This is a genomic window from Pedobacter sp. SYSU D00535 (genome assembly GCF_017355855.1).
Classification (GTDB): domain Bacteria; phylum Bacteroidota; class Bacteroidia; order Sphingobacteriales; family Sphingobacteriaceae; genus Desertivirga.
This window is the reverse complement of the sequence record NZ_JAFEWD010000001.1, coordinates 201211-225747: the sequence shown is the minus strand read 5'-3', so window position 1 is coordinate 225747 and position 24537 is coordinate 201211. Positions and strand designations below refer to the sequence as shown.

At 47.7% G+C, this 24537-nt stretch carries 15 protein-coding genes; 1 reads left to right on the top strand and 14 read right to left on the bottom strand.

The genetic code is table 11. From position 1 onward, the window contains the following. Window positions 1–7 precede the first annotated feature (7 nt). The 12 genes from J4N23_RS00800 to J4N23_RS00745 all read right to left on the bottom strand — a co-directional run bounded on the left by J4N23_RS00800 (window position 8) and on the right by J4N23_RS00745 (window position 18971). Window positions 8–829 (bottom strand): DUF1206 domain-containing protein, encoded by an 822-nt coding sequence (locus J4N23_RS00800; RefSeq protein ID WP_207425105.1) that lies wholly within the window; start codon window positions 827–829, stop codon window positions 8–10. 189 nt (window positions 830–1018) lie between these two features. Then, complete coding sequence (locus J4N23_RS00795; protein ID WP_207425104.1) at window positions 1019–1519, bottom strand: hypothetical protein; 501 nt, start codon at window positions 1517–1519, stop codon at window positions 1019–1021. A 142-nt stretch (window positions 1520–1661) separates the two neighbouring features. After that, the gene (locus tag J4N23_RS00790; RefSeq protein WP_207425103.1) at window positions 1662–2081 is read right to left on the bottom strand and encodes a hypothetical protein; all 420 of its coding nucleotides are present in this window, start codon (window positions 2079–2081) and stop codon (window positions 1662–1664) included. A gap of 180 nt (window positions 2082–2261) precedes the next feature. Next, a complete protein-coding gene (locus J4N23_RS00785) occupies window positions 2262–3311 on the bottom strand; it encodes a family 43 glycosylhydrolase (RefSeq protein WP_207425102.1) in 1050 nt (349 codons plus the stop codon). Window positions 3312–3412: 101 nt separating this feature from the next. Next, complete coding sequence (locus J4N23_RS00780; protein ID WP_207425101.1) at window positions 3413–4945, bottom strand: RagB/SusD family nutrient uptake outer membrane protein; 1533 nt, start codon at window positions 4943–4945, stop codon at window positions 3413–3415. Between the two features lie 20 nt (window positions 4946–4965). Further along, complete coding sequence (locus tag J4N23_RS00775; RefSeq protein WP_207425100.1) at window positions 4966–8169, bottom strand: TonB-dependent receptor; 3204 nt, start codon at window positions 8167–8169, stop codon at window positions 4966–4968. A 640-nt stretch (window positions 8170–8809) separates the two neighbouring features. Then, entirely contained in the window at window positions 8810–10159 is a 1350-nt protein-coding gene (locus J4N23_RS00770; RefSeq protein ID WP_207425099.1) for a sorbosone dehydrogenase family protein, read from the bottom strand. Window positions 10160–10528: 369 nt separating this feature from the next. Beyond that, window positions 10529–11380, bottom strand: a complete 852-nt coding sequence (locus tag J4N23_RS00765; RefSeq protein WP_207425098.1) for an endonuclease/exonuclease/phosphatase family protein — start codon at window positions 11378–11380, stop codon at window positions 10529–10531. A gap of 80 nt (window positions 11381–11460) precedes the next feature. Next, a complete protein-coding gene (locus tag J4N23_RS00760; protein WP_207425097.1) occupies window positions 11461–13227 on the bottom strand; it encodes a RagB/SusD family nutrient uptake outer membrane protein in 1767 nt (588 codons plus the stop codon). A gap of 10 nt (window positions 13228–13237) precedes the next feature. Beyond that, window positions 13238–16528: a TonB-dependent receptor gene (locus tag J4N23_RS00755; protein ID WP_207425096.1), complete on the bottom strand. Its 3291-nt coding sequence runs from the start codon at window positions 16526–16528 to the stop codon at window positions 13238–13240. A 469-nt stretch (window positions 16529–16997) separates the two neighbouring features. Next, a complete protein-coding gene (locus J4N23_RS00750; RefSeq protein ID WP_207425095.1) occupies window positions 16998–18392 on the bottom strand; it encodes an FAD-binding oxidoreductase in 1395 nt (464 codons plus the stop codon). Window positions 18393–18545: 153 nt separating this feature from the next. Next, window positions 18546–18971, bottom strand: a complete 426-nt coding sequence (locus J4N23_RS00745) for a DUF1810 domain-containing protein (RefSeq protein WP_207425094.1) — start codon at window positions 18969–18971, stop codon at window positions 18546–18548. Window positions 18972–19239: 268 nt separating this feature from the next. On the opposite strand from J4N23_RS00745, the gene J4N23_RS21170 reads away from it, so the two are divergent. Beyond that, a complete protein-coding gene (locus J4N23_RS21170; protein WP_207425093.1) occupies window positions 19240–20742 on the top strand; it encodes a PAS domain-containing sensor histidine kinase in 1503 nt (500 codons plus the stop codon). A 263-nt stretch (window positions 20743–21005) separates the two neighbouring features. Here the strand turns inward: J4N23_RS21170 and J4N23_RS00735 are convergent, their stop codons facing one another. Next, window positions 21006–21995, bottom strand: a complete 990-nt coding sequence (locus J4N23_RS00735; RefSeq protein WP_207425092.1) for an EamA family transporter — start codon at window positions 21993–21995, stop codon at window positions 21006–21008. Between the two features lie 179 nt (window positions 21996–22174). Beyond that, complete coding sequence (locus J4N23_RS00730; RefSeq protein ID WP_207425091.1) at window positions 22175–24289, bottom strand: M48 family metallopeptidase; 2115 nt, start codon at window positions 24287–24289, stop codon at window positions 22175–22177. Between the last annotated feature and the right edge of the window lie 248 nt (window positions 24290–24537).

Here is a 24537-nt window from a genome sequence, read left to right as displayed (position 1 = left end):
CCCACCCTCAGGTTCGTCCTGTATTCAGCCGCTCAAAAACTGCACGAATAAAGTTCATGACGCCATAGCAAACCAAGCCTGCGCCTAAAGCAGCAAGGAGGTATTTCCCGTAGGGACTGTCATAGACAAAGCGGAATACATTGGTTGTATCTCCGGCCTCGGCAGCATTTTGATGGATCCCTGCCTTGAAAAAGAAAAAGGCGATGATCAGCCATACGATTCCGCGGGCGATGTGCCCGATCTTGCCCGCCCTCAGTAATGATGCAGAGGCTTTCTCATCGAGCGCTCTTACGTCCAGCGATTTTTTATATTTTTCGGAATTGCCATACCATAGCTGGTGTAGCCCCAATCCTACAAAAAACAAGGCTATCAATAGTAACCACCACTGCCCCCCGGGTTGCTCCAGTACTTTTTGTGCAAGCGTTTGTCCAGAGGAACCTCCTCCCGAGCTTTTCCCTCCAGATCCAAGGACCGATGACGCAGCCAGTACTGCGAACAAAAGATAACTGAGTGCGCTGAATAAATAGGCTGCCCTGCTTCCTAGTCCCTTCATATCGTTTCCCTTCTGTTCCGTATCTAGGAAGGCCTGCAGGAGACGCCAGCCACTATAGCAGAGTAATCCGGCAGCAATCAAGCTCAGAATAACTTTCCCCAGCGGTTGGTCGAGAATAAGATTGAAAACCCCTGAACGGTCGCTGTCCTCCACCCGCTGTCCCTTAAGCCCAAACGCCGACATAAAGGCGAGCAGCCCGATCAGACAATAAACGAGCCCCTTGGTAAAAAAACCGGTGCGGGCAACCGACTGTAAAACATTCTTTCTTCCTGTCATGGGTAGTTGGTCATTCTTACTCAAGAACCCAAACCAAATAGGAATGTTTTTCAAGGGCAACCCGAGGTATTATGGCTCGTTTGCTTCGAAGTGGCTAGCCTTGCTCGCGTCCTGAGTAATAGACCTATTCTTGTTATTTTAGCTTCTGCTGATTGGTGCAGGCAAACCTGGGTGTTGTCGTCCTATCGCTCAGGCCAGGCTGTGCGTTCTACTAAAGATATGCCTGCGCAAAAACTCCTTTTCTTCTATTCGTTTAATTACAAAGCCGGAAAGAATCAATAATAGTCCGCTGAAGAGGTAAAGTAGCTGAAGGAAATTAAGCTCCCCCCGGTACAGGCTTTGTGCTAACATCGAAATCGTCAGAACGATTCCTTGAAAAATGATCAGCTTAGGCGAGTTGCGCGGCCACACGAGCATTGTTCCGAGGACAAAGAAGCTGAAAAGCCCATTAGTCGTAAATAAAAAGATACCCGGTAACAAGTAGTCTTGGAAAGGTGAGTTGCTCAACAAACTTAGTGGAAGCTGCAGCGTACTGCCGTCGGGATATAAAACCAACTCCCAGCCAATATACATCGCACAGATGCCGTTGACCAACAACAAAAAGGAGGCAAATAGTTTGAAAAGGTTTTTCATAGGTAGATAGTCAGGACGAGGTAGTGGTCGCTCCTTAATTCCTGATAAAAATACCATTAAAAACAAGGCCAGTTAACGCTGCCTGCCAATTGTAAAGCGAATTGTTAACTATAGGAAAAAACTTCCTGGAATAGGTGTCGGGAGGAAATGGTGATAGAAGAAAAACGATACCGGCTGGCGAGCAACCGGTATCGGATAGTTAGAATCTTTCCAACGTCAGGAGGTCAGTGCCGTTGCTGCGACTGTGTTCAAAGCGAACTCTCGAACTTGTTCTTTCGACCACTTTCCAGTCTTCATTCAACCCATTAAAGCCCGTAGTGGAACCAAAGTTGAAGATTACCTCGATCTCGTCATCATCCTCGTCGTTGACGATCCAGCTTCCGGTTACAGTGCTTGCGCCCGATTTGCTGGCTGTCACTACACCATTATCGCCGAAGCGAAACTCATAGTCGTTGAAAAAGGCTGCCTTGTCAACTCCCCCCTGAGCGAATAAAGCTACCCGCCATCTGCCTTGTTCCAGCAGGTTACTGGTAGCGGGGCCATCATCATCTTTTTTACAAGACGTTAAAGCGAATACTGATACAAATAATAAAATGAGAGTTTTTCGTAAATAGAGCATGATTCAAATAAATTACCAGCTTTATTAATCGCTCTAGAGGGATAATGTTTTTATTTTGTGTATTTCAGACTGAAAGAGAACACCTCGCGACAGTCGCCAAGTTCAAAATGGGAGGCAGGAGTTCAGGTCTTGGCAAACCCTACTACCTTCACACAACACCCCATCGCTTAGGTGGTGATGTTACTCTCCCGATGGTTTGGCAATTTTCAACCCCGTGGCAACCGGTTCTCCGAAATTGGGAGTTCCATCGGCATGGAAGCTGAACTTTTGTATCCGGATATTTCGTTGATTGCCGCAGCCCTCTCCTGTGTTTGAATTAGCGTGATAGATGAGCCAGTTCTCTCTCCCATCCGGCGACTTGAAGAATGAATTATGGCCAGGACCATAGGCATTGTTTTGTGGCTTTTTGACAAATACCGGCGCACTTTTCTTTATCCAGTCGGTTCGTTGCAAAGGATCACCTCCGGGCTTCAGGCTCAGCATCCCCATGACGTAGTCGTCTGTAGCACAGTAGCTGGCGGAGTAGGTCAAAAAATATGTGTTCTGCGGCCCTTTTAATACTTGCGGCCCTTCATTTACTCCAAACCCGTTCCTTTCCCAATCGAATTCTGGCTGGCTGATCATTATAGTCTCCCCTTTAAGCGACCAGGGATTGACCATTTCAGATATATAGATATTCTGTGTAAGATCGATAGCAGCTCGTGGGCGGCCGCTCCAAATAAAATACCGTCTCCCCTGGTACTCCATGACCGTTCCATCTATAGCCCAAAAATCGGCACTTGCATTATAGATGCGACCTTTGTCTATCCAGTTTCCCAAGGTCGGGTCAACGCTACTGTTTTCAAGTACCCAGGTACGTTGAGTGGTGTCCTGACCATCGCCCGCAGTATAATAGATATACCACTTATTGTCGAGGTGGTGTAATTCAGGTGCCCAGAGGTTGCGCGAATTAGGAGCGCCGTCCAGCGGACTAAATACTACTGTTGAGGGCGCAGAAGCCAGTTCTGAGATGGCGTCCGTCTTCCATATCCTCACAGAATTTCCGGTAGTCTGCAAATAGTAATAGGTGTCACCGTGTTGATATACCCAGGGATCTGCACCGTTCTGCAAGGGATTGGTAAACTGCTCGATCACCGGTGCAGGTGCTTCCCCTTCTGCACCACCTGATTTTCCGCAATGGATTTCTGTCACTGATACCACAAGAAAAAAGAAGAGACTCAAGGTATACATTGATCGGCGTTTTAAGTTATCAGCTATGATCATAAATAGTCCTTCCGTTTATTTAAACAGAAGAGCCGTCTCCCGGCATAATGTGCAGGAGACGGCTGCTCTTAGTAATTGGGATTTTGGGTCAGATTGGGATTGAGGTCAATATCTGTTTGTGGGATCGGATATAATTCATGTTTCCCAACCACAAAATTCGCAAATTCGGGATCGCGGGCAGCCAGAGCGGGACTAAGATCGCCCCAGCGTTGTAAGTCGGCCCAGCGCCAGCCCTCTCCTGCCAACTCCGTTATCCGTTCATGTTTCAGCTGTGCCAAAAACTGCTGCGCGTTAAGGCCCGGACGGGTAACACTCAGACGGCGCAAGCCTGCACGTGTACGCACTTCATCCACAAAGGCATAGGCTTCGGGAGTGCGATTCAGTCCGTTCAGACATTCAGCATACATCAGTAAAACATCTGCATACCTGATCAAGCGGTAGTTGTTTGGCGACCTGAAGCCTTCCTCATTCTTCCAATGATCATTCAATAGCTTCCGAAACCATACGCCATTTGCATTTGGACCATTGCCGTATCGACTTGCAAAGCTTTGTCCGTATACCATGGTTGCAGCCGGACCTGCAGGATTAGTAAAATCAAAAATAAATGAAGCTTCCAACCTGGGGTCCCTTCCGCCTGTTGCCGTCGTTTCCTGTAAGAATTCGTTTATTAACCACCGCCTGGCGGCGCCATCGTTAAAACCAACACCTGGAGGAGCAAAAAACTGCGAAATGGAGGTTCCTGTGTTGTTCACCCGGCTTTCATCGACGTCATCGTCTGTATTCTCGGTCAGGTTTATGTTGAACTGAACTTCAAATACCGACTCTTCATTGTTCTCTCTGGTTATCACAAAGTTATCTCTGTAATTGGGTGTCAGGCGGTAGAGAGTGCTGCCCGGGCCAGTTACAAGCCAGGCAAATGCATCAAGCGCAGGCTGATACAATTTCTGTTGCAGATAGGTCTTGCCCAGTAAAGCATAAGCGGCACCCCTCGTGGCCCTTCCCAGGTCGTTTCCGGCGTAGGTAGTTGGTAGATCAGGAATAGCTTCCGTGAGATCTTTGGCCACCTGCGCGTAGACTTCGGCTGTAGTCGCGTTTGGAGGGGTATCGTTGGTTGTAGAGGGTGCAAGAAGCAGCGGGGGCCTGCCATAGTATAAGGCGAGGTTGAAATAAAACAGGGCTCTTAGAAACTTCGCCTCTGCAATTACGCGGTTCTTCAAGCCTTCATCCATAGGTATAACCGGAACATTGGCAATTACCTGGTTAGCCCGGAAGACGCCTACAAACAGCGTTTCCCAGGTCAGGGCAGTTAAGGGATCGTCGTAATTCGTTTGATTAAAGCGCATCAAATTGTTCAGTCCTCCGTCTCCGCCTGAACCAAATCCTTCATCAGACTTGAGCGTTCCGTGGTAATACATCCAGCGTGAGTAGAGCGCTGGTGTGCGATAGAAAGTACCGTAGACCGCATTTACACCTCGTACCGCGTCGTCCGAAGTCTTCCAGAAACTCGCTATCGTAGGGGCGTTGGGGTTTATCTCGTCAAAATCTCTCTTACAGCCAAGCTGGGCAATAAGTATTAGAGATAGTATTATTAATCTTTTCATAACCGATTTCCATTAGGGAGTTAAAACCCCGCGTTTAAACCGAACGATATGATCCTCGAAGCCGGGTAGTTCCCTGTGTCTACACCTGGTTCCAACGTGGTTCTTGGAGGGTTATCAATCGAATTAGAGTTTGCATTCGCTCCAACAATATCGGGATCCAGACCAGTGTACTTGGTGAGCGTGAACAGGTTCTGCGCACTTACATAGATCCTGAGATTCCGGACACCGGCCCGGCTGACCAATCTCTCGGGAATGAGATAGCCGAGCTCCAGATTCCGCAGCCGTAAGAAAGAACCATCTTCTATCCATCTGTCAGAATCGTCGCGGGCATTTTCGTTCAGACCACGATTGGCGTTACCAGCAGCAAACTGATATCCCAGTCGAGGATCTTCTGCGTTGGGATTTTCAGGCGTCCAGGGATCAATGTCCCTGCGGTAATTCGAGTTTCCGAAGCTGTCCAGTTCCCTTCGTACATCGTTATAGATCTTCTGCCCAAAAGCACCGTAGAGTTGTAATCCCAGCGTGAAATTCTTGAAAGATGAATTGAACTGGAGTCCAGTGGTGAACTTCGGCCAGGGGGAACCGGCAAAAGCCCGGTCGGCGTCATTGATATCATCATTCGTTCCGCCATCCACCAGATTCCTGTACCGGATGTCGCCAGGTTGGGCATAAGCCTGTTGCGCCCGGTGAGCGGCAATTTCCTGCTGATTCTGAAAGATACCGTTGGTCCTTAATACAAAGAAGTCACCAATGGAGCGTCCTATCTGGGTGCGCGTGTTCCCTGACGTGATGTAGGTGCGGGGCTGCCCGGTTATGGGATCAACACCGAGGTTTCCGAAGCCAAGTACTTCATTTCTGATGATGCTAAAATTGGCTCCTAAATCCCACGTGAACCCGGCGGGACTAGTTCTGGGGCGAAAACCTGCTTCAAACTCAAGTCCCTGGTTACGTACAGAGGCGAAATTCACAATGGGGTCGCCCTGCAGGTTGCCCAGGTAACGTGGCAAGGGCTGCCCTACCAATACATCTCTTGAAATCGACCGGAATACATCGATAGCCAGCGTTAAACGGTTATCGAGTATGGTGGCATCCAGACCCAGGTTCGTCGTTTCTTTCTCCTCCCATTTCAGATCTTCGTAAGCAAGGCGTGCCTGTGTTGCTCCTGGAAAGGTTTGCTGGTCTGGACCAAACACTGCGCTGGGACCCTGGTTAAGGAAAGCAAAATACTGATATTCTGACAACGTGTTTACGCCCAGCATCCCCCATGATCCTCGGATTTTCAGATCCGAAATCCAGTCCACCTTAAAGAAATTCTCGTTGGAGAGGCGCCATGCGAGGGCGACAGATGGGAAAGTACCGATTCTGTTTTCAGGTGAAAATCTCGAATCCTTGTCGGTTCGGAACGTAAAGGTGGCAAGGTACCTGTCGGCGAAGTTATAGTTCAGTCGACCGAGGAATGAGGTCAGGTACGATCTAAACCGGGTACCAGAGGCGGTCCTGTCGCCAGGAACTCCGCTGGTGGTATTTAAGGTGGTGAAGTAATTGCCGCCGAACTGAGACAGTCTCGATCCGCTGCCAATGGTATTGTCGCGCTGATTGGTTTGCTCCGTGTAGCCGACCACCCCGTTCAGTGTGTGACGACTCCTCGTTAAGCTAAAGTTCAATGTGTGCTCAAAGAGGTAACTCAGGTACTGGGAGCGGGTATCGGTGAGCCGGCTCAAGTCGGGCGACTGGTTCTGATACCAGGAACCTTCTTTCCGCAGAGCCTGCGACTTATCAAAACTGGTTTCAAGTCCGGCGTTGAATTTATAGGTAAGACCTTCCAAAATATCATACTGTAAAAACGCGTTTCCCAAGAGCTTGGCGAAGTTGTTTTTGATCGAAGTAATGTCAGCGATTGCGACCTGATTCCTTGAAAACGTGTTTACAAACTCTGTAGAACCATATCCCCAACCTCCTGGATTCCCGGTACTTACGAACGCATCGCTTCTGACGGGCAGGATGGGGATGCTGCTCCAAACGTCATACCAGGGATTCCCTTCCGCAAAGCCTCCCTGGAAAGGAGTACGAAGAGTAGAGGTTGAAATTCCAATGTTCTCCCCGAATTTAAATTTGCCCCTGGTCGCTTCCGTGTTAATCCGGAAAGAACCGCGATCGAAATCCCTGCCTATTAAGGTTCCTTTATCTTTAAAGTACCCCCCTGACAGCAGGTACCTCGAGTTGGCTCCTCCGCCGGAAATAGTGGCATTATAATCCTGTACTGCGCCGGTCCGAAGGATTTCATCGGCCCAGTTAGTATTGACGGCGCCGTTATAAGCGGCAATACCCGGCTGTAAGGGCTCCCCGGAGGCATTAAATGCGCGGGTATTGGTAGCTACATACTCGGCAGCATTCATCATGTCATATCTTCTGGGAATCTCGGAAATACTGTTCCTGGTGCTGACGGTAATCTGCGGAGCCCCTTCCCTTCCTTTCTTGGTAGTGATGAGGACTACGCCATTTGCCGCCCTCGAGCCGTAAATTGCCGCAGCCGAAGCATCCTTCAGAATCTGAATGCTCTCTACATCATTGGGATTAATGGTTGTATTGGGATCAGAAAACATCCCGTCAATAACGTACAAGGGACTGGTATTCCCGAAGGTCCCGATCCCACGAATGTTCACTACTGCTTCCTGACCAGGCGAACCGCCCGTGCGAACGTTAACGCCAGCGGCCATTCCCTGCAGGTTCTCCGGAAGGGAGCGTGATACCAACCGCTCCGTCTGCCGGGTGTTCACCGTCCCGGTGGCGCCGGTTACATCCTGCCGCCTCACGGTCTGATAGCCTATAACAACTACTTCCTGGAGGTCAGTACTGGATTCTACCAGAACCACGTTGATAGAGGAGCGCCCGGCGACAGACACTTCCTGTGTGGTAAAGCCGATATAGGAAAAAATAAGGATCGCATTTTCATCAACCGTTAAAGAAAATCGCCCATTGGCGTCCGTGCTCGTTCCTGCAGAACCTCCTTTTACCCTGACTGAAACGCCAGGCAGAGTTTCTCCTGTTTCAGAGGTAACGGTACCACTTACGGTGATGTCAGCTTTTGAGGTTATAAGAATAGTTGGTGGGTTAGAGGCGAGCAAGCTGCCGCCTGAGGAGAGTGAAAGAGCGAGGACTAAAATGAATACGTTCCAGGGAACTTGGTGTACCGGAAATACTTGAAAAAGTCGTTTTGTTTCCATAGCCAGAATTTTTATTGGTAATTAGATGTTATAGCAGAAAAGGAATTAATAACAGGTATACTAATCAATCACCTCCTTTCTTTAACGTGTTGTTTTTCAAATAGAGAGAACTATAAAAAGGACAGATGGGTCAAACAATAATCAGGAATTAGGTTTATCTTGGTTATGTTGAGCTCTAATAATACTACCACCGAAACTGATTTCTGTTTTAAATGAGTGGTTTTTGTTTCCAGGTGAGAAAGCCCGAAAATAGCAATAACTGCTTCTCCTGTTAGACAGGCTGATAAGTTTACTTAAAGTGTGTAAAGTAGGCGGGGTAAGTGAGAAATTAGGGTAATACCTTAAGTGATTAAGAGCGGTTACAGTTCCTACTATTCATCTGAACCGTAAAAAGACTTCCTCCTTCGCTTTTTAGTTCAGGACGAGCAGAGGTGACACTGCTCATCGTTGCTGGGCTTCCTGTTTGGGTGAATGACCTCCAGCTTCGCCAGCTTCCCGGAATTGCCTCCCGGTTAAGATGCCGGGAGGATAAGTTTCATTAGCTTTGCTCTACTCAGTACGGCAGTTCCTTCAACAGGCGTCTACTTGCGCCCGTAAAAAAAAACGGGATCCGATAAGGTACTATCGACGGTGTGACCCCTTATTTTTTTTCTGCCGCTACTCTCCAGATAACATTTGAAGCATCGTCGGCGACGAGTAGGGAGCCATCCCGGAGAACGGCGACTCCAACCGGACGTCCGTAGACTTTACCGTCTTCCTGATTGGCGACAAATCCTGTGAGGAAATCCTCAGGTTTGCCAGCGGGCCTTCCGTTCCTAAAGGGAACAAATACAACTTTATAGCCAACCAGCTGCGAGTGGTTCCAGGAGCCGTGCTGTCCGATGAACGCTCCATTATGATATTTATTAGGGAATGCCTTCTGATCATAGAAAGCCAAACCCAATGAAGCGGTATGCGAGCCCAGCGCTACGTCCGGTACGATCGTTTTTTTGACCAGGTCGGGTCGTACTCCTTTCAGCCTTGGGTCTTCGTTTTGGCCAAAGTAGGCATATGGCCAGCCATAAAAGCCACCCTCCTTTACACTCGTCAGGTAATCCGGCACCAGCTCGTCTCCAAGTCCGTCCCGTTCGTTCACGGCAGTCCAAAGTGTATTGCTGCCGGGGTACCAATCCATCCCCACCGGGTTGCGGAGTCCGCTGGCAAACACTTTCTCCTGCGTACCGTCGCGGTTTATCTCCAGGATATTGGCCCGCCGGATCTCATGCTCCATTCCATGCTCTCCGTAATTGGAGGCTGAACCTACTGAAACATAGATCTTCGAGCCATCGGGACTTGCAATGAGATTCCTCGTCCAATGGTTATTGTAGCCATCTGCGGTCAGCTCCAGAATCTTTTTTCCCTTCGCTGTCATCCTGGTCTGCCCGGGAGTATAGGGATACTGAACCACACCGTTGGTATTGGCCACGTAAAAGGAGTTGTTGAGGATCAGCATCCCCAAAGGTTGCTTCAAACCAGTCAGAAAGATTGTTTTGAGCTCCGGCTTACCGTCCTGGTTCGCGTCTCTTAGCAGGGTGATACGATTAGCACTGCCCTCCTGTTGTTGCGATTTAGCCTTACCCGTCACCATATCTTTAGCCCTTTTCTTCAGGGTGTGTTCGGTTGCCGCTTCCGCGATAAAGATGTCGCCGTTGGGTGCCTGGTAAATCCAGCGGGGACTCTGGAAGCCGTCGGCATAACGAGTGACGCTAAATCCCTCGGGTGCTACAGGCGTCCTGCCCTCCGGCCAGCCGATGATTTCGGAGTATTTTGTTTTTGAGGCTGTGGTGTCAGGCTCCGGTAGGGTAATTTCACCTGTCGCCAGGGCTATAGTGGCTACAGTATCTGCACCGCTTTTTATTTGTTTTTTATCCGACCCGCCGCAACTTACCGTTAAGCTTACAGTAAGTAGACAGGCAGCAATGAGTCCTGATTGTGTTGTTAATACATTCATGGAAATGTGAACCTTCGTCTCAAAAGCATTGTTTTTGTTTTTGGGAAATTACTGAGGTTTCCGTGTGGCAAGATTTCCTTAGCGCTCGTCATGTTTTGCATAAGCTGGAGCTCTCCCAGCCGTATCTAACTCGCATTTTTACCTCTGAATCACACAGTCGTTGGTCTGCTAAAATATGTCTGCGATAAAACTCCTTTTCTTCCATGCGAAGAGCGAAAGTATTTTTATTCCGAGCATTTCGATCCGGACGAATCAGACCAGAAGGGGCGGTAGCTGAGCAGACTCGGTTAAACCTCAAAAAGCTCCCTGGAATTAAACAATTCCAGAGAGCTTTTTGGGTCTATCAACCATGTTGCAACAAAAGAAGCCTTAACGGACAAAGTCGAGTGTTGCTACTACCGGAAGGTGATCTGAGGGATAGCGTTGATCCTTTAAATCAGTAAGGACCGCGTATTTTGACACTTCGAAGTCCTTATTAACAAAAATGTAATCTATCCGGTGTTTCATTGGAGCGGAAAGCTGGAAGCCGTTGAATGTTCCTACAGGTCCGTACGGCGGCAGCTTAGTGACAGTGTAACTATCCTGAAGTGTAGCTGCCAGCGTCCTAATTTGTTCAGTTTCAGGCGTAGAATTAAAGTCGCCCATACAAATCACAGGACTGTTTTTCGCGATCTCTTTAATCTTCGAAACCATTAACTTTCCGGATTCCCTGCGTGCAACAACCCCCTGATGATCGAAATGTGCGTTGAAAACGTAGAAGTCTTTTTTAGAACTCTTATCTCTAAGCTTCACCCAGGAGCAAATTCTGTTGCAGCAGGTAGCGTCCCAACCTTTTCCAGGTTGCTCAGGATTTTCCCTAAGCCAGAAGTTTCCGGAATCAAGCAGTGCAAAACGATCCTTCCGATAAACGATCGCCGAGTGCTCACCTGCCTGCTTGCCGTCGTCCCGGCCTGCACCGAAATAGGCAAAGTAAGGGATTTCGGTAAGGGCAGTTACCTGGTGGTGAAAGCCTTCCTGCGTTCCTACAATATCAAAGCCGTGGTATTGAATAAGGAGTTTTACATTTTCCTTTCGAAGGGGCCATGCATTCATGCTGTCTTTCGGCGTATCCATGCGCAGGTTGTAGCTGGCCACTTTTATCCCGGCAGTATTTTTTGTTTGCGCAAAGAGGCTTGAAGCCAGCAGCAGCAAAGAAAAGATTAAGAAAATAGGTGGTTTCATTTCTGATATATAGTAAAGATTACAAAAATTTGAGCGTTCCATCTTGTCGTTTAGCATATTCTAATCTAATTACCTGCCTGTTACTCCCATCCGGTGTTTTGTCCAAGGGCGGGGTTCATCGTACGGTCGTTCTGAGGGATTGGGTATAAGTACTTCTTGTCTTCCCAATCACGTACCCCCGGGTTAAACACTACTTCTCCAGAGGTGCCGTTCGACAACTGCAGTCTTCCTGCTGCTGAGGAAGGACTCACATCTACAAATGCAATTCCAGGCGAGCTGGAGGTCGGTTTTGTTCCCTGGTAGAAATAAACATCTTTGATGCCATCTCCGTTAAGGTCATACTCCCCGAGGGCAGGCACATAGATGCCGTTCATAGGAGCCTCTTCGAACAGTTCTCCGAGCCGCCATCTTATCAGATCGCTTGGGCGCAGACCTTCAAATCCCAGCTCGATCGCCCGGTCGCGCAATACTTCCAGCAATACCGGATCGGTAAACTTGCCCCGGTAGAAGTTTACCATGTATGGATCCGCAACAGTTGGCATGTTGGTTAATGTCGGTCCGGTGATGCCTGCCCGTCTTCGCAGGGCTCCGATGGTGGAAGCCCAGTCAGCATTTGTCATCCGCCCGAGCTCTGCCAATGCTTCCGCTTTGTTCAACAGTACTTCGCCCCAGCGCATGATCACATGGGCGTTGTCATTCCTGCTCTCATCATCATATGGGAACCGTTCGTCATACGTCCACTTGATAGGCTGGTAACCTGTGAAAGTTTGACTAAAGTTGGGAGGAGCTATAACGGGAACTCCGTTTTCGGTACGGCGGTAGTCTTCAGCACGTATCGTCTGTTTCAGGCGGAGGTCGCGGTTCTTTACTTCGTCTACAAACTGTGTGGTAGCGTAAGCAGGATCGGCCGTGAAGGGGGTTCCATCGAGTTTAAGATAAGTATTTACAAAACGGCGCGTAAGGCTGGGGCGGTTGCCATAGGTGGGACTGATAAATCTGCGATTAGCAGAGCTGTAAACCTGCAGATTGGCGCTAAGCACCACTACCAGAATAGTCTCGTCCGCGTAGGGTGTTCTCGCAATAAAAAGCTCGCGGTAAGACCTGTCTGGCGAAGCAGCCTGGTGAAGGCTGAATCCGCTGATGTTATTTGCAGCTTGAACGACCTCATTATACCAGCGCGCTGCCGCGGATTGCTGATTGTAGGAGGTGTGGTATTTCCGGAAAGAGGCTTCGTAGAGGCAGATCCTTGTCTTGTAAGCCCTCGCCACATTTTTGGTGATCCGTGTGCAGCTGGGGTCAGCAGTAAGGGAGATATTTTCAATCGCAAAATCGAGATCAGCAAGCACCTTGTCCATCACTTCGAAGCGACTGTTCCGTGGCCCCATCAAGGTCGGACTATCAGAAACCTCGATGGTTCTGTCAATCCATGGTACGTCTCCGAACCGCTTTACTTTGTCAAAGTAGAACAAGGCACGGAAGAAACGTGCTAAGCCAAGGTAGTTGTTCTTATTAGCCACGCTACTTTTTTCCGCATTCTCAATAAAGTAGTTGATGTTGCGGAGGTCAGACCAGTTCCATCCGGAGCTGGTAATTGGACTAAGTGCATTTGGCGAGAGTAGGTTATCCACGCCGTTTCTGGCAACGATATCAGAAACGTCGTCGCCCTGAAATACCCCTACATCGGGGTTCGGCAAGATATTATAGAACGAGTTTACGTACAGGTCCATGCCACTTTCAGAGCCAAAGATGGCTTGGTTTGTCGCCGTATCTACCGGCACCTCGTTAAGTTCGCAGGAGGATAGCGATAAGATGCTTAGCGCCATCAATATGGAATAAAATATCTTCATTTCTCTCGGATTAAAAATTAACAGTCAGCCCAAATGATACCGCTTTGAGCATGGGATAATTATAGCCATCACCGCTGTTCCCGCCACTTAGGTCGCGGTCGGAGCCGTAAATACTGGTTACGTCGGTATCCTTCGTCCATTTATACATCGGCGACCAGGTCCAGAGGTTTTCCGCCGACAGGTACAGTCGGGCGTTGCTCGCACTGATCTTTGCTGCAAGGCGTTTAGGGAGCGTATATCCGAACTGCAGGTTGCGCAGTCGTACATAAGCTGCGTTTTGCAGGTAACGGTCATTCGGAACCTGGAGTGCCCGGCCTGTTCCCTGTGCCACATACCCTACCAGCCTTGGAAGATAGGCGTCAAAATTCCCAAGTTCCTCCCGGAACATATTATCCTCGTGCCAGCTTGGATAACTGTTGTAAGGGCGGTTGTACTGCCCCCAGAAGCGGGATTCAGCGGCAGGGTACCAGTCTTGTTTCATCACGCCCTGAAAGAAGGCCGATAAGAAGAAGCCGCCATAATCACCCGACAGGTTGAAGCCAAACATATACCGAGGTTCCGAATTACCGATGATAGTTTTGTCGCCGGAATTTCCGACCTTATTTTCGCCGTGGTAGATCACATTATCTCCGTCGAGATTTCGGAACTTCAGGTCGCCCACATAATTTTTTCTCGTATTGGTGTTGGGGATATTTGCCTGAGAGGGCGAATTAGCAATCTCCTCGGCGGAACGGAACAAACCTTCCACCTGATAGCCCCAAATTTCGCCAATGCGCTTTCCGGTGTAATGATCGGTCAGCAGCATGTCCTTATTGTTGTACTTGGTGATAATGGAGGTATAGTCAGACAGCATCACCTTTAGCCCATAGCCAAATGGCTTCTTGCCCAGCGAGAAATCATCGGCCCAATTAAGGGAAATTTCCCAACCGGTAGTTTCCAGATCCGCATAGTTTCCAAGGGGAACGGTCGTACCATATACCGCCGGCACGGTTGGACCAACAGTGAACATGTCTGTAGTCCAGCGGCGATACACGTCACCCACGAATTGGAGCCTGTTGTTTAGCGCAGAAAGGTCGAGTCCAATATTTCCGGTAGTAGCGGTTTCCCAGGTTAAACCAGCAGGAATTACGCCGGGCTGCCCGGTTTGTTGGGGACGAACGCCGTTGATAATACGTTCAGATTGGCTGATTCTAAAACTTTCGGTAAAGGCATAAGGCCTCACATTCCCGTTACCGAGGGAGCCGTAGGATGCCCGAAGCTTGATATCGTTCAGGACAGCCGGACTAACGTTCCAAAAGGGCTCTTCCGACAATCGCCAGCCTGCCGATACCGAGGGAAAGAAGGCCCATTGCTCGTCTGCAGGAAACTTGGAAGAACCGTCGTAACGGCCATTAAACTCCAGCAGGTAGCGCTCACGAAAGTTATAATTAACCCGGAAAAATCCGCCCGCAATGGCCCATTTCTGGTACCCTCCACCGGTCACAATGCTTTGACCAAGTGCCAGGTTTAAATCGTCCGCTTCCGAGTATACCACACCGTTTCGTTGTGCCTGAAGATTTCTCGAAAGCGATTGCTCATAGTTAAACCCGGCTAAAAATTTGAAGTTGTGGGCACTATTCAGAAAGGTACTGTAATCGGCGTAAACGTTCGTTGCTATGTATTCGTTCGTTCTTCTTGCCTCCATCAAATCATTGGTGTTCGTACCGGTAAAGCCGGTCACCCCCTGATAACGACTATAGGGCACTTGCACCCTATTTTGTTGCGCTCCCTCGTCATTATTCTGGAAGGTAAAATCGCCGCGAATGGTAAGATTCTTATCAAAAAAACGTGCAGTTGCCGAAGTTCTGTTTCGCAACAAGCGTCGCGAATTGTCGATGGCGTTTCTTCCGATATAATAATCGCCGACTGTATAGGCAGCCGAAAAAGAGAGAGAGCCGTCGGGGTTTTGCAACGGAGCCAGGGGGTGCCCCTCATCCGCCATATTCCTCCAGATGCCACTTCCTTCACCCACGTTCAGCGGCTGGTGGTACTTCATGGAAGAGTACTCCATATTGTTTTCCAGCTGGAGCCACTGCGTCAGGTCAATACTACCTTTGGCACGCAGGTTATACACGCCGAAGTTATCCGAGTTATAACGAAATAAGCCGTCCTGCCCTCTATACCGGCCGCTCACATAAAATGCACTCTTCTCTCCTCCTCCCGAGAAAGAAAGGTTGTGCTCCTGGGAAAGGAAACTATTCTTGTACAGCTCCTTGTACCAGTCGGTACTGTAGTAGTACTGATATTCCTTCGTAACTGGGTTGATCTCCACCCGCGGTAGTGTTGGGTCTTCCCACCTCCTTTTAATTTCTGCCAGGTAGGCAGGCGAAAAGGGCAAAGTTTTGTTTACCGCAGTGAGCGTATTGCCATTGTCGTTCCAGCGCGACCAGGCATCGCTAAAACCCTTTGCCCAGGGATAGGATTCTGTAATGTTGTCGGGAACGGTAGTTGGCGAATTCCATGAGAAATTCGTGGAATAATTCACCGCCGTCCTGCCCTTTAAAGGAGTTTTAGTAGTAATCAATATCACACCAAAGGCGGCACGTGCCCCATAAATGGAAGCCGAAGCAGCATCCTTCAGCACCGAAATACTTTCGATATCATTCGGATTAATCATCTGCGGATCCCCTTCCACTCCATCTATCAGTATCAGTGCATTCCCTCCCTGCCCTATCGAGGTGGTACCTCTGATATTAAATCCGGGAGATTGCGTAGGCTTCCCATCCAACATTCTGATATTCAGGTTAGGGACCAATCCTACCAGTCCCTGGGAGATATTTGAAATAGGCCTGTTTTGTAAAGCCTCCGCGCTTACCTGATCCACGGCTCCGGTTAAATTTGCTTTCCGCTGCTGCCCGTAGCCCACTACTACCACCTCATTCAGCGAGTTATTCTCTTCCACGAGAACGAAATTGACACTAAGACTTTCACCATCCTTAATGCTAAGCGTTTTACGTTCTGCCTTGAAGGAGATGAAGGAAGCCTCAAGAATATGTGTACCCGCAGGCACATTGAGCGTAAATCTCCCGTCACCATCTGCTGAAGCACCCAGCTGTTGACCGATGATCCGGACAGAAGCGCCAGAGAGAGGCTGGCCTTTTGCGTCTGTCACCCGCCCCCGAATCGTTCCGATTCGCTGATCAGCGGCAGGTATCGGGGTAAACGTAAGGGTGCTAGCCCCCGTCGTCAGACTGTTCAGAACAATAGCAATACCTACTATACTCGTCCTGGCAAACTGTTTAAATAGTACTAATTGATTCATATTGAGGTTTTAAATCCAATAATCGATTGCTGTTGCTGCTGTTATGGGCGGCGAACAAGCGCACGGACTTGTTCAAAGAATTGGCGGATGTTTCGACTTATCGTCTACTGCTTTCTTTGTTATTGCACCCCCGGAAAAGCATTGCAAGGATACCCAGCGTTTGAAAACCTCGGGTTAAAGGCAAGTTACCTTTGCTTTAAAAGTGGTAGTTTGATCAGGGAAATGGGAAACGAGAACTTAACATTGAAAAGTGTAAAGGAGGCTCCATTGGTACGGGGTCGATCGGCGAGAAAGGAAACAACCGGTGCTGAAAGCTCAATTTTAGGGAAGTTTTTAACTGTTTGATAGTTACAGTTGGAACGCGGGTTCAGCAAATGCTTACTTCTGTGTTAGCTGAATTGCTCAAAAAAGACGCTACGATCTTCCTTGCATGTTGGTATTTTCTCTATCCGTGTTAGCATCCTTCCTATTATCTATAGTAAGCATCCCAAAGTTTATTTCGGAATTTGTAATTAGGGTCTACCTGTTTTTTCAATTCAAAGAAGGTCTCCGCGTTGGGGTAAGCCTTTCTAAACTGTTCCTCGGAGGCATGAATCTGGTAGGGCAGATAGTAAGCACCTTCAGAGGCGATTGCGGCATCAACTAGTTGTCGCGTCCAAACCGTTACTTTCTCTTTAGCTTCAGGTCGTGTACCTTGCTTATAATAAATCACAAAAGCGAATACATCTGTCCTTGCCCAGGCAAGCAGAGAGCCGGGATCTTGCTTAGCATGCCGGATGGAAATGTTGATCACATTAACACGGTTTTTCTTCAGGATATCGACCATCACAGGATAAAAGGCATCAAAGTTTTCAACCGGAACGAAATACTCCTGCAGCACATAAGTTGACCGTTTCCGTGAGCGTGGCTCCAGCTCAAACACATCATAACTTGCTTCATAGTTGCGCCATTCTACCGGTTGACCCTTATAAAGTATAGGGTCTATGAGGTGCTGACGCAGCCATTTGCCACCAGGGTACCCGGAAATAACTTTGAACACTACCCGGTTAAACCGGTACCGCTGATGTTGAGATTTTAGCCGGTGCGGTATTGTAAGAGGCTTATCCGTTTGCCTATAGGAGATTTCGCGTAGCTTCTTGTACCTGCGGGGGTAAATGTCCGCATTATGGAAAATGATGGTGCTATCGGGCTTTAACTGACTGAGAAAGTGTTCTTTGTACTGGCTAAGCGGAAGGACATGGTCGGTCCTTTCCACCTTAACATTTTCAGTCAGGTAGAGTGTAGCTTCGGTGATGACGCCCAGGGCCCCATATCCTCCAATGGCCCCATAGAACAGCTCGGGGTGCTGTGCCGGGCTTGCCGTAATCAACGTGCCATCTGCAACTACCAGTTTGATTTCCTTCACCGATAAAATAAGCGGCCCCTGCCCCAGGTAACGCCCGTGTACGTTTACGCTCAGGGAGCCACCGACAGTAAAGTTGGCGTAGGTCTGCATAATTTTTACAGACAAGTTATGAGGGTCGATATGTTCCTGAATCTTTCTCCAGGTAATACCCGCCTGTACGGTGATCTCTCTTTTTTCCGGCGAGAAGCTTTTGATTGCATCGAAGTTCCTCATGTCAATTTGCAAAGCCTGCTCCGTGGCCGTTTGTCCGCCCATGCTGTACCTACCGCCGCCGATCGAGATGGGGCGCCTGTACCCTTTTACAGCCTCTGCTATCTCTTTAGTTGTAGTTGGACAAATTACCGACTGCACCCGTATCGGATTTAACTGAGTGATATCGTTTATAATCTGAGACTGACCATAGACTTGATCTGAAAGTATCAGTAATAACAGGATCTTTAAAAGTGGGCGTATCGACATACTTACATCAATATGCTGCAAATCTTTTATTCTGCAGTATCAATAAGATGCTAACGGCAACAGATAGTTACAGCTTGCCCTTAGAGAGAAGACCTGGTAAAAGCAGCCAGGATCTGAGCGACAAAAACTGCTCTCCATTCTGCTGAACGCGATCTATGCGAATCCGAGGAGACGCAGCGTCTTTTCGTCTTTTTTTCCGTCAAAGTAATGATCTAACACTTGCTGGAAGAGTGGACTGCTATTCGTGACCGCATTGAACAGCGTCATAGAGGATCTTAACTTCAGATCGTCAGGAGTACCGAATATCTCCTGGGCCGACTTGCCTTCAACTTCCAGCAATGCCTGACATAACGCCTCTAGTCGTTGGGCTAAAACGTGGTCCTTCAGGAAGCAAGTAGCTTCCTCTAAGTCAGCTATCGCGTAAAACTTTGCCGTTTCACTATATCCTAAGCCTGCTAATTGCGGGAACATGTACCACATCCAGTGCGTCTCCTTTTTGCCATTGCGTATCTCTTGCAGCGCTTTTAGGTACACAGGTTCCTGTGCCTGATGAAAGCGCTTCAAATCATAATTCAACATAACACGATTACCTACTCCTTACAAACAACAGCTTAGGAACTTGTTTTGTCAAACCTGGAACATACTGATCTGAATCTCCGGGGGAGAACCAGACGGCCACCATATCTGGAGGCAAAGCTACTGCTCTCGAGCACTGGTTTCAGTAAGTAGTTGTTCCTCTTTATGTCCTTTGCTTCAATGGAAAAAAATCGAGGGAGAATGGGATCAAACCTCGCTGAAAGTTCAACTTTATTAAGACTTTTGCTGTATAAATATCTACATTCGGAACGTGGGTTCAGCAAATTCTTACTTCAAAGACCTCTTCAATAACACAAGCGATCTGATACATTTTGTGGATGCCGATGGTATAGTCGAAATGGTTAACCCTGCCTGGCTCAGCAAACTTGGTTATACCAGCGAGGAGGTAAAAGGCAGGTCTATCTATGATTTCATCTCCGACGAAGATAAACCCCTATACCTATACTATCGCAATGCTTGCATCGCTCAGAAAAACCAGGAGAACATCGGTGTAACATTCATTTCCAGTAATGGCAATAGTATTGTTTTGGAGGGGCACCTAAGGCCATTCTTCAGTGAGGGTAAACTACTTCACACCAGGGGTGTTTTTCGTGACATCACCCTCAAACGTGAGCAAGAAAAAATTCAGAAAGATCAACTCTACAAAACGACGCAGTTTTTGCAAAACGCCCCGGATGCTGTAGTAATTATCGACGAGCATCAGCGCGTCTCTGAATGGAACTTAAAAGCCACTGAAATTTTTGGTTATACCCGGGAAGAGGTTCTGAACCAGCCGCTCGCCCAATTTATTATCCCGTTGGAATTCCGCGAAGCGCATCATCGCGGTATGCAGCACTTTCTTAAAACGGGACAGGGCCCTGTCTTGAACAAGACGATCGAGGTGCCCGCAATTAATAAGGCCCAGCAGGAATTTCCAATAAGCTTGAGTATTTCGAATGTCAAAGTAAATAACGCCTGGCACTTTATTGCCTTTATGAGTGACATTTCCGAAAAGAAGCGGCGTGAGCAGGCCTTAGTACAAAAGGAACTTGAGCTTGAAAGGAGTAAGCAGGAGGACCAGCGAAATAAAGACTTTCTCAGCATAGCAAGTCATGAATTAAAAACGCCCCTAACCAATCTGAAGGCCTACCTGCAGCTTGCTTTAAAAGGATTTGAAAGCGGCCAAAGGGAACAGGCAAAAAAATTCCTGACAAAAGCAGATAACTTCTCCGACAAGCTGACCAAGCTCATATTTGATCTGTTGGACGTATCCAAAATTCAAGCGGGAAAGCTCATGATTCAGAAGCAGCCTACAGAAATCTCACAAATGCTTCAGGACATCGTGCGCTCCAGCCAGTTATTGTACCCTTCCCACACGATCTTTTTAGAGACTCAACCTAATATCGTTGCCAATATCGATACAGGAAGAATCGAACAGGTAGTTGTAAACCTTATAAGCAACGCAGTAAAGTACTCTCCCAAGGCCAACAGGGTAGAGATTTCCTGTGAGGAAAGGGATAGTAATTGCTATCTGCGCGTCAAAGATTTTGGTATTGGCATCAAGCAAACCAATTACGACAAGGTATTTGATAAGTTCTACAGAATTGAGGAACTTTCTAAGAATGACACTCAGGGCCTGGGAATTGGATTATATGTATCTTCCGAGATAATTAATCAACATGGCGGAAAAATCTGGGTAGAAAGCAATGAGGGAGCCGGCACCACCTTTGTTGTACTGCTACCTCTTGGTACAACTAGTTCAGGTGGATCCTAATTATCGGACCTGCGACCAAGCCTGCTCGGATTCCTCGAACAGGCAATCTTGTGTCCATTAGCGTCGCACGTCCTCCCCTGTTAGCAAAGCAAAAAGGTTAGCTTGAAGGGATAATTTGTGTCTACCTGAGGGATGGCTCAGCCGATGTTAAGAAATAAGATGCGATAACTTAAAAACACCAATCGCTCATCAAATACTAATTGTAGCGTCCTTGGTGCATTGCCACCAGTTGGTCCGACTGGTCGATTCCAATCGCCAGTCCCCTAGCCCTTGCCTACGTCACTGCAAATTGGCCTGTTGAGGTTTGTATCTTCCTCGTCCGCCGGATTTTCCTGCCCAACCGCCTCTGTTAAATTCGTCTTAATCGGTAATAGTCTCCGGACTTGCCGCTCAAGCAGACCAAAAACAAGTCCTCCCATAATAAATAAAGAGGCAAAGAGCTTCCATGAGGGTAAGTCTTCACCCAAAACTACAGCTGAACTGAAAAAACCGACAACCGGAATCAGGAGCGTAAAAGGAACTACCGCTGAGGCAGCGTATGACTTTAACAGAAGTCCCCACGCACCATAACCAATATGAGTGGAAATATAAACGATATATGAAACGGCAGCAATTGTTTCCCAGGAGGTATGCTGCAACGAGTCTTTAATTACAGCGGGCCCTTCCACAACCAAAGAGAGAAGCACCATAAAAGGAAATGCAATCAGGTTTCCCCAGACCACCAGCGACAGTGGCGATTGAGCATTCACTTTTTTGGTAAACATATTCCCGGCAGCCCAGGCGAACGCAGCTAGCAGCGTAAGTACTAGTCCGATAAAAGTAGCGTCGGCGTCAATATGCGTAGCAACAATGCCAATACCAATGAAGGATATCAATGAACCAGCAACTTTCAGAACGCTCGGTTTCTCCTTAAAGAACAAAAAAGCCAGTCCCATTGAAAAGAACACGGAAATCTGGAGAAGAAGCGAAGCAAGTCCGGGAGACAAACCGAGGTGAATGCCGGTAAAGAGAAATCCGAATTGCATGGCGAAGTTGAACACTCCGTAACCTAAAATAAACTTTAAGGGGGCATGCGGTTTAGGCAGGAAAAACACCCAGGGCAAGGCTGAAAGTCCGAAGCGTACAGCAGACAACAGGAAGGGAGGAAAAGTTTTTAATCCCACATAAACAGCAATGAAATTAGTTCCCCAAATCAGAACAATGAGAAGCACCAGAAACAGGTGTTTTAAGCTTAAATTGACGGCAGTGCCCATATCGGGGGCGAAAATAAGTATAAATAAAGCTTCAAGGCTTACCTATGGGATTAAAAAAAGGTTTGCCATATGCACAAAGGGATACTAATTGTGCTAAAATTGCATTCATGAATAAAGAGTAATTGCCTGTGGGATTAGGAGGTGCAACTGCCATGCAGGTCGCCTTTTATCCCGCAGCCCTAATAATCGACCTGGACTCCCGCCCCCTTCGGCTTAAGTAATCTTAGCTGACACTCCAATGCAAGCTTTTTAACTTCAAAGGAATAGCGTGTGCTAAGGTTCAGAAAGGCCCTGCTCGCGTCATTAAGCAGATCCAACTCATCATTGCGATACCCGTTATCTGCGAAATACAAATGCTGACTATCACAAAACCGCCGGGCCAGTTCCAGATCCTCTTTCAAGGAGGCTAGCCGGAGGATCTTTTCGTCAGCGAGTATTTCCTCGAGTCGATTCTTAAGTAGCTTTTCCTTCTCGAGTATTCTAGCCACCAATTCTTGGATGGCTGCAAATGGCAATTGAGTATAAGCTTTGCTCACTTCCTGAAACAACTCCTGGAAGAACTTAATATCCTGTTCTGTAGCTTCTGTCTGAGCAAACATATCCAGGAAAGCCGCTTCCAGTTCATGCTCCGTTCCAAGGAAAACAGCACTTCTCCGGGCCACGTAGAAAATCTCCTGGTCATGCTTCTTCAATTCTTCGCCAGTCTGTTTCAACTCTTTTTCCATGTACATTTTAACCATCCCGGCATCATGCACGGGGTAGCGTTGCCCGTCAAAATCAAAACTCTTATAGTCTGAACCTTCCATCACGATCGATTCGAGTGCAGCCATGTCATTCTCCAACGAGGATAGTAATTTCGGAATCTGAAGATATTCCTCAGAAAATAGTACTTCGAAAGGGAGATCTTCGGGGAGGTAGTCAGTAAGAGAGAGATCAAAACGGTCGATATACCTGCTGTCATAGTACCCTTTGTATACAGGTTGAAAGCTGTTTACACGCAAAAACTCCTGATACCTCTCTTCAAAGTCCTCGTCAGACAAAAGCAGAGGTTCGCCTGAAAAACTGACACCCTCATAAAGAGACGATGTTACGCGTTTTTGAAGCTCTTCAGCTTCGGAAAATAAGTCCCAGGCAGGCATACTTACATTTTCTGATGCAATGCCGTACCGCAGCAAAGCTGCCTCCCGCTCCTCGACCGTGGGATGCGAGGCCCATTGATCTTTAACCGTGATTCTGCTTCGGCCCATCTGATTAATCGTACTACCATCAATCATCGGAAATCCGTTTTTTATTTCCACTGCCTGATGAGTGGCCAGTAATTGCATCAGCTTTAGGTGGTGGGTGTAAAGATTGTCGGCCTTTAAATTTTCTTTAATTAAATCATTGTAATAGCTCAGCAGATGATCATAGCTTACAGTTGCCAGATCGAAGCGGTACAGCGATGAGATAAGGGGAGCCGAGCCGGAGACACGAGCTGCCACTGCATCTGCATGAAATTCCATTTGCCGGGAAAGACCCATATAGCCCTTGTTCAACACTCCGTAGAACCGGGCCATCAGCCAGCGTATTCCTCTGATAATTGCAAAGTTGAGATGGGCAAAAATGGCGAAGTAGCTGCTATAGCCGGCCCATCGCTCGATCAGGGCATTGTAGTTCGGATTATCATTTACAATTTTATAGATGATCTGATTGAAATGATATACGTAGCTACCAAAACGCATACTCCCCTGTGAGAAGTGCCCAAATTCATGCGCTACTACTGCCTTGAGTTCGCTGATGGTCGAGGAGTTCACCAGGCCCAGGCCGATATACAAATCTTTTCGCGTGGGCAAGAACAAGCTCAAGAAAGTGGAATGATAGCTCACAAATGCGTTGATGTCATTCACCAGGTATATTTTCCTGGGAAAGGGAGCTTTCGTCTCAAGACAAACCTGCTTGATAAATTCAAAAAATACCGGCTCCGATTCTTTTGTTACTTCCCCTACAGTAGGGATTGGCTCTCCCTTTTTTACTACTAAGGCCTTCAGCATAAAATAGATTAGCATCAGTCCCATAATGATGGCGCCGAGGGCAAGCATTGCCGTCGCGAAATGACCCACATGAAGAAAGAGTGTAACTGCAAGGAAGCCGATTAAGAAGGCAATGCCCACCGTTGTTGCCAGCAATACCAAATACCATAAAAGGAATACGATACAGAGGAAAAAAACCTTTACTACTTCTTTTTTAAATGCCGGACTGGGATGTGTTAATTCCTCATCGATACCGGCCGGCCTGGGCGGAAAGAGATGTTGCATGAATTGTGATAAGTTTAAGGTTCTAATATAAAAATTTCCTTTGTTCTGACTATTAAGGCTAATCGATTGCTGGCAAATTTATTTGGGTAGGGCTGCTCTCCTATAATAAGCCTAAATCCCCCCAAGTTTGGGAATAACAAGGGTAGCGATAGTGCAAGACGCGACAGTTTACTTGCTTTGTCGTTCCGACCTCAGAAGAGAGCTTTCAGATTAAAGATGCATAGGTTCCTCCTTAAGTGAATCTGTAC

Coding starts and splice junctions, on each gene's coding strand:
- J4N23_RS00800 (WP_207425105.1), bottom strand. CDS start 829: ATGACAGGAAGAAAGAATGTTTTACAGTCGGTTGCCCGCACCGGTTTT.
- J4N23_RS00795 (WP_207425104.1), bottom strand. CDS start 1,519: ATGGTATTTTTATCAGGAATTAAGGAGCGACCACTACCTCGTCCTGAC.
- J4N23_RS00790 (WP_207425103.1), bottom strand. CDS start 2,081: ATGCTCTATTTACGAAAAACTCTCATTTTATTATTTGTATCAGTATTC.
- J4N23_RS00785 (WP_207425102.1), bottom strand. CDS start 3,311: ATGTATACCTTGAGTCTCTTCTTTTTTCTTGTGGTATCAGTGACAGAA.
- J4N23_RS00780 (WP_207425101.1), bottom strand. CDS start 4,945: ATGAAAAGATTAATAATACTATCTCTAATACTTATTGCCCAGCTTGGC.
- J4N23_RS00775 (WP_207425100.1), bottom strand. CDS start 8,169: ATGGAAACAAAACGACTTTTTCAAGTATTTCCGGTACACCAAGTTCCC.
- J4N23_RS00770 (WP_207425099.1), bottom strand. CDS start 10,159: ATGAATGTATTAACAACACAATCAGGACTCATTGCTGCCTGTCTACTT.
- J4N23_RS00765 (WP_207425098.1), bottom strand. CDS start 11,380: ATGAAACCACCTATTTTCTTAATCTTTTCTTTGCTGCTGCTGGCTTCA.
- J4N23_RS00760 (WP_207425097.1), bottom strand. CDS start 13,227: ATGAAGATATTTTATTCCATATTGATGGCGCTAAGCATCTTATCGCTA.
- J4N23_RS00755 (WP_207425096.1), bottom strand. CDS start 16,528: ATGAATCAATTAGTACTATTTAAACAGTTTGCCAGGACGAGTATAGTA.
- J4N23_RS00750 (WP_207425095.1), bottom strand. CDS start 18,392: ATGTCGATACGCCCACTTTTAAAGATCCTGTTATTACTGATACTTTCA.
- J4N23_RS00745 (WP_207425094.1), bottom strand. CDS start 18,971: ATGTTGAATTATGATTTGAAGCGCTTTCATCAGGCACAGGAACCTGTG.
- J4N23_RS00735 (WP_207425092.1), bottom strand. CDS start 21,995: ATGGGCACTGCCGTCAATTTAAGCTTAAAACACCTGTTTCTGGTGCTT.
- J4N23_RS00730 (WP_207425091.1), bottom strand. CDS start 24,289: ATGCAACATCTCTTTCCGCCCAGGCCGGCCGGTATCGATGAGGAATTA.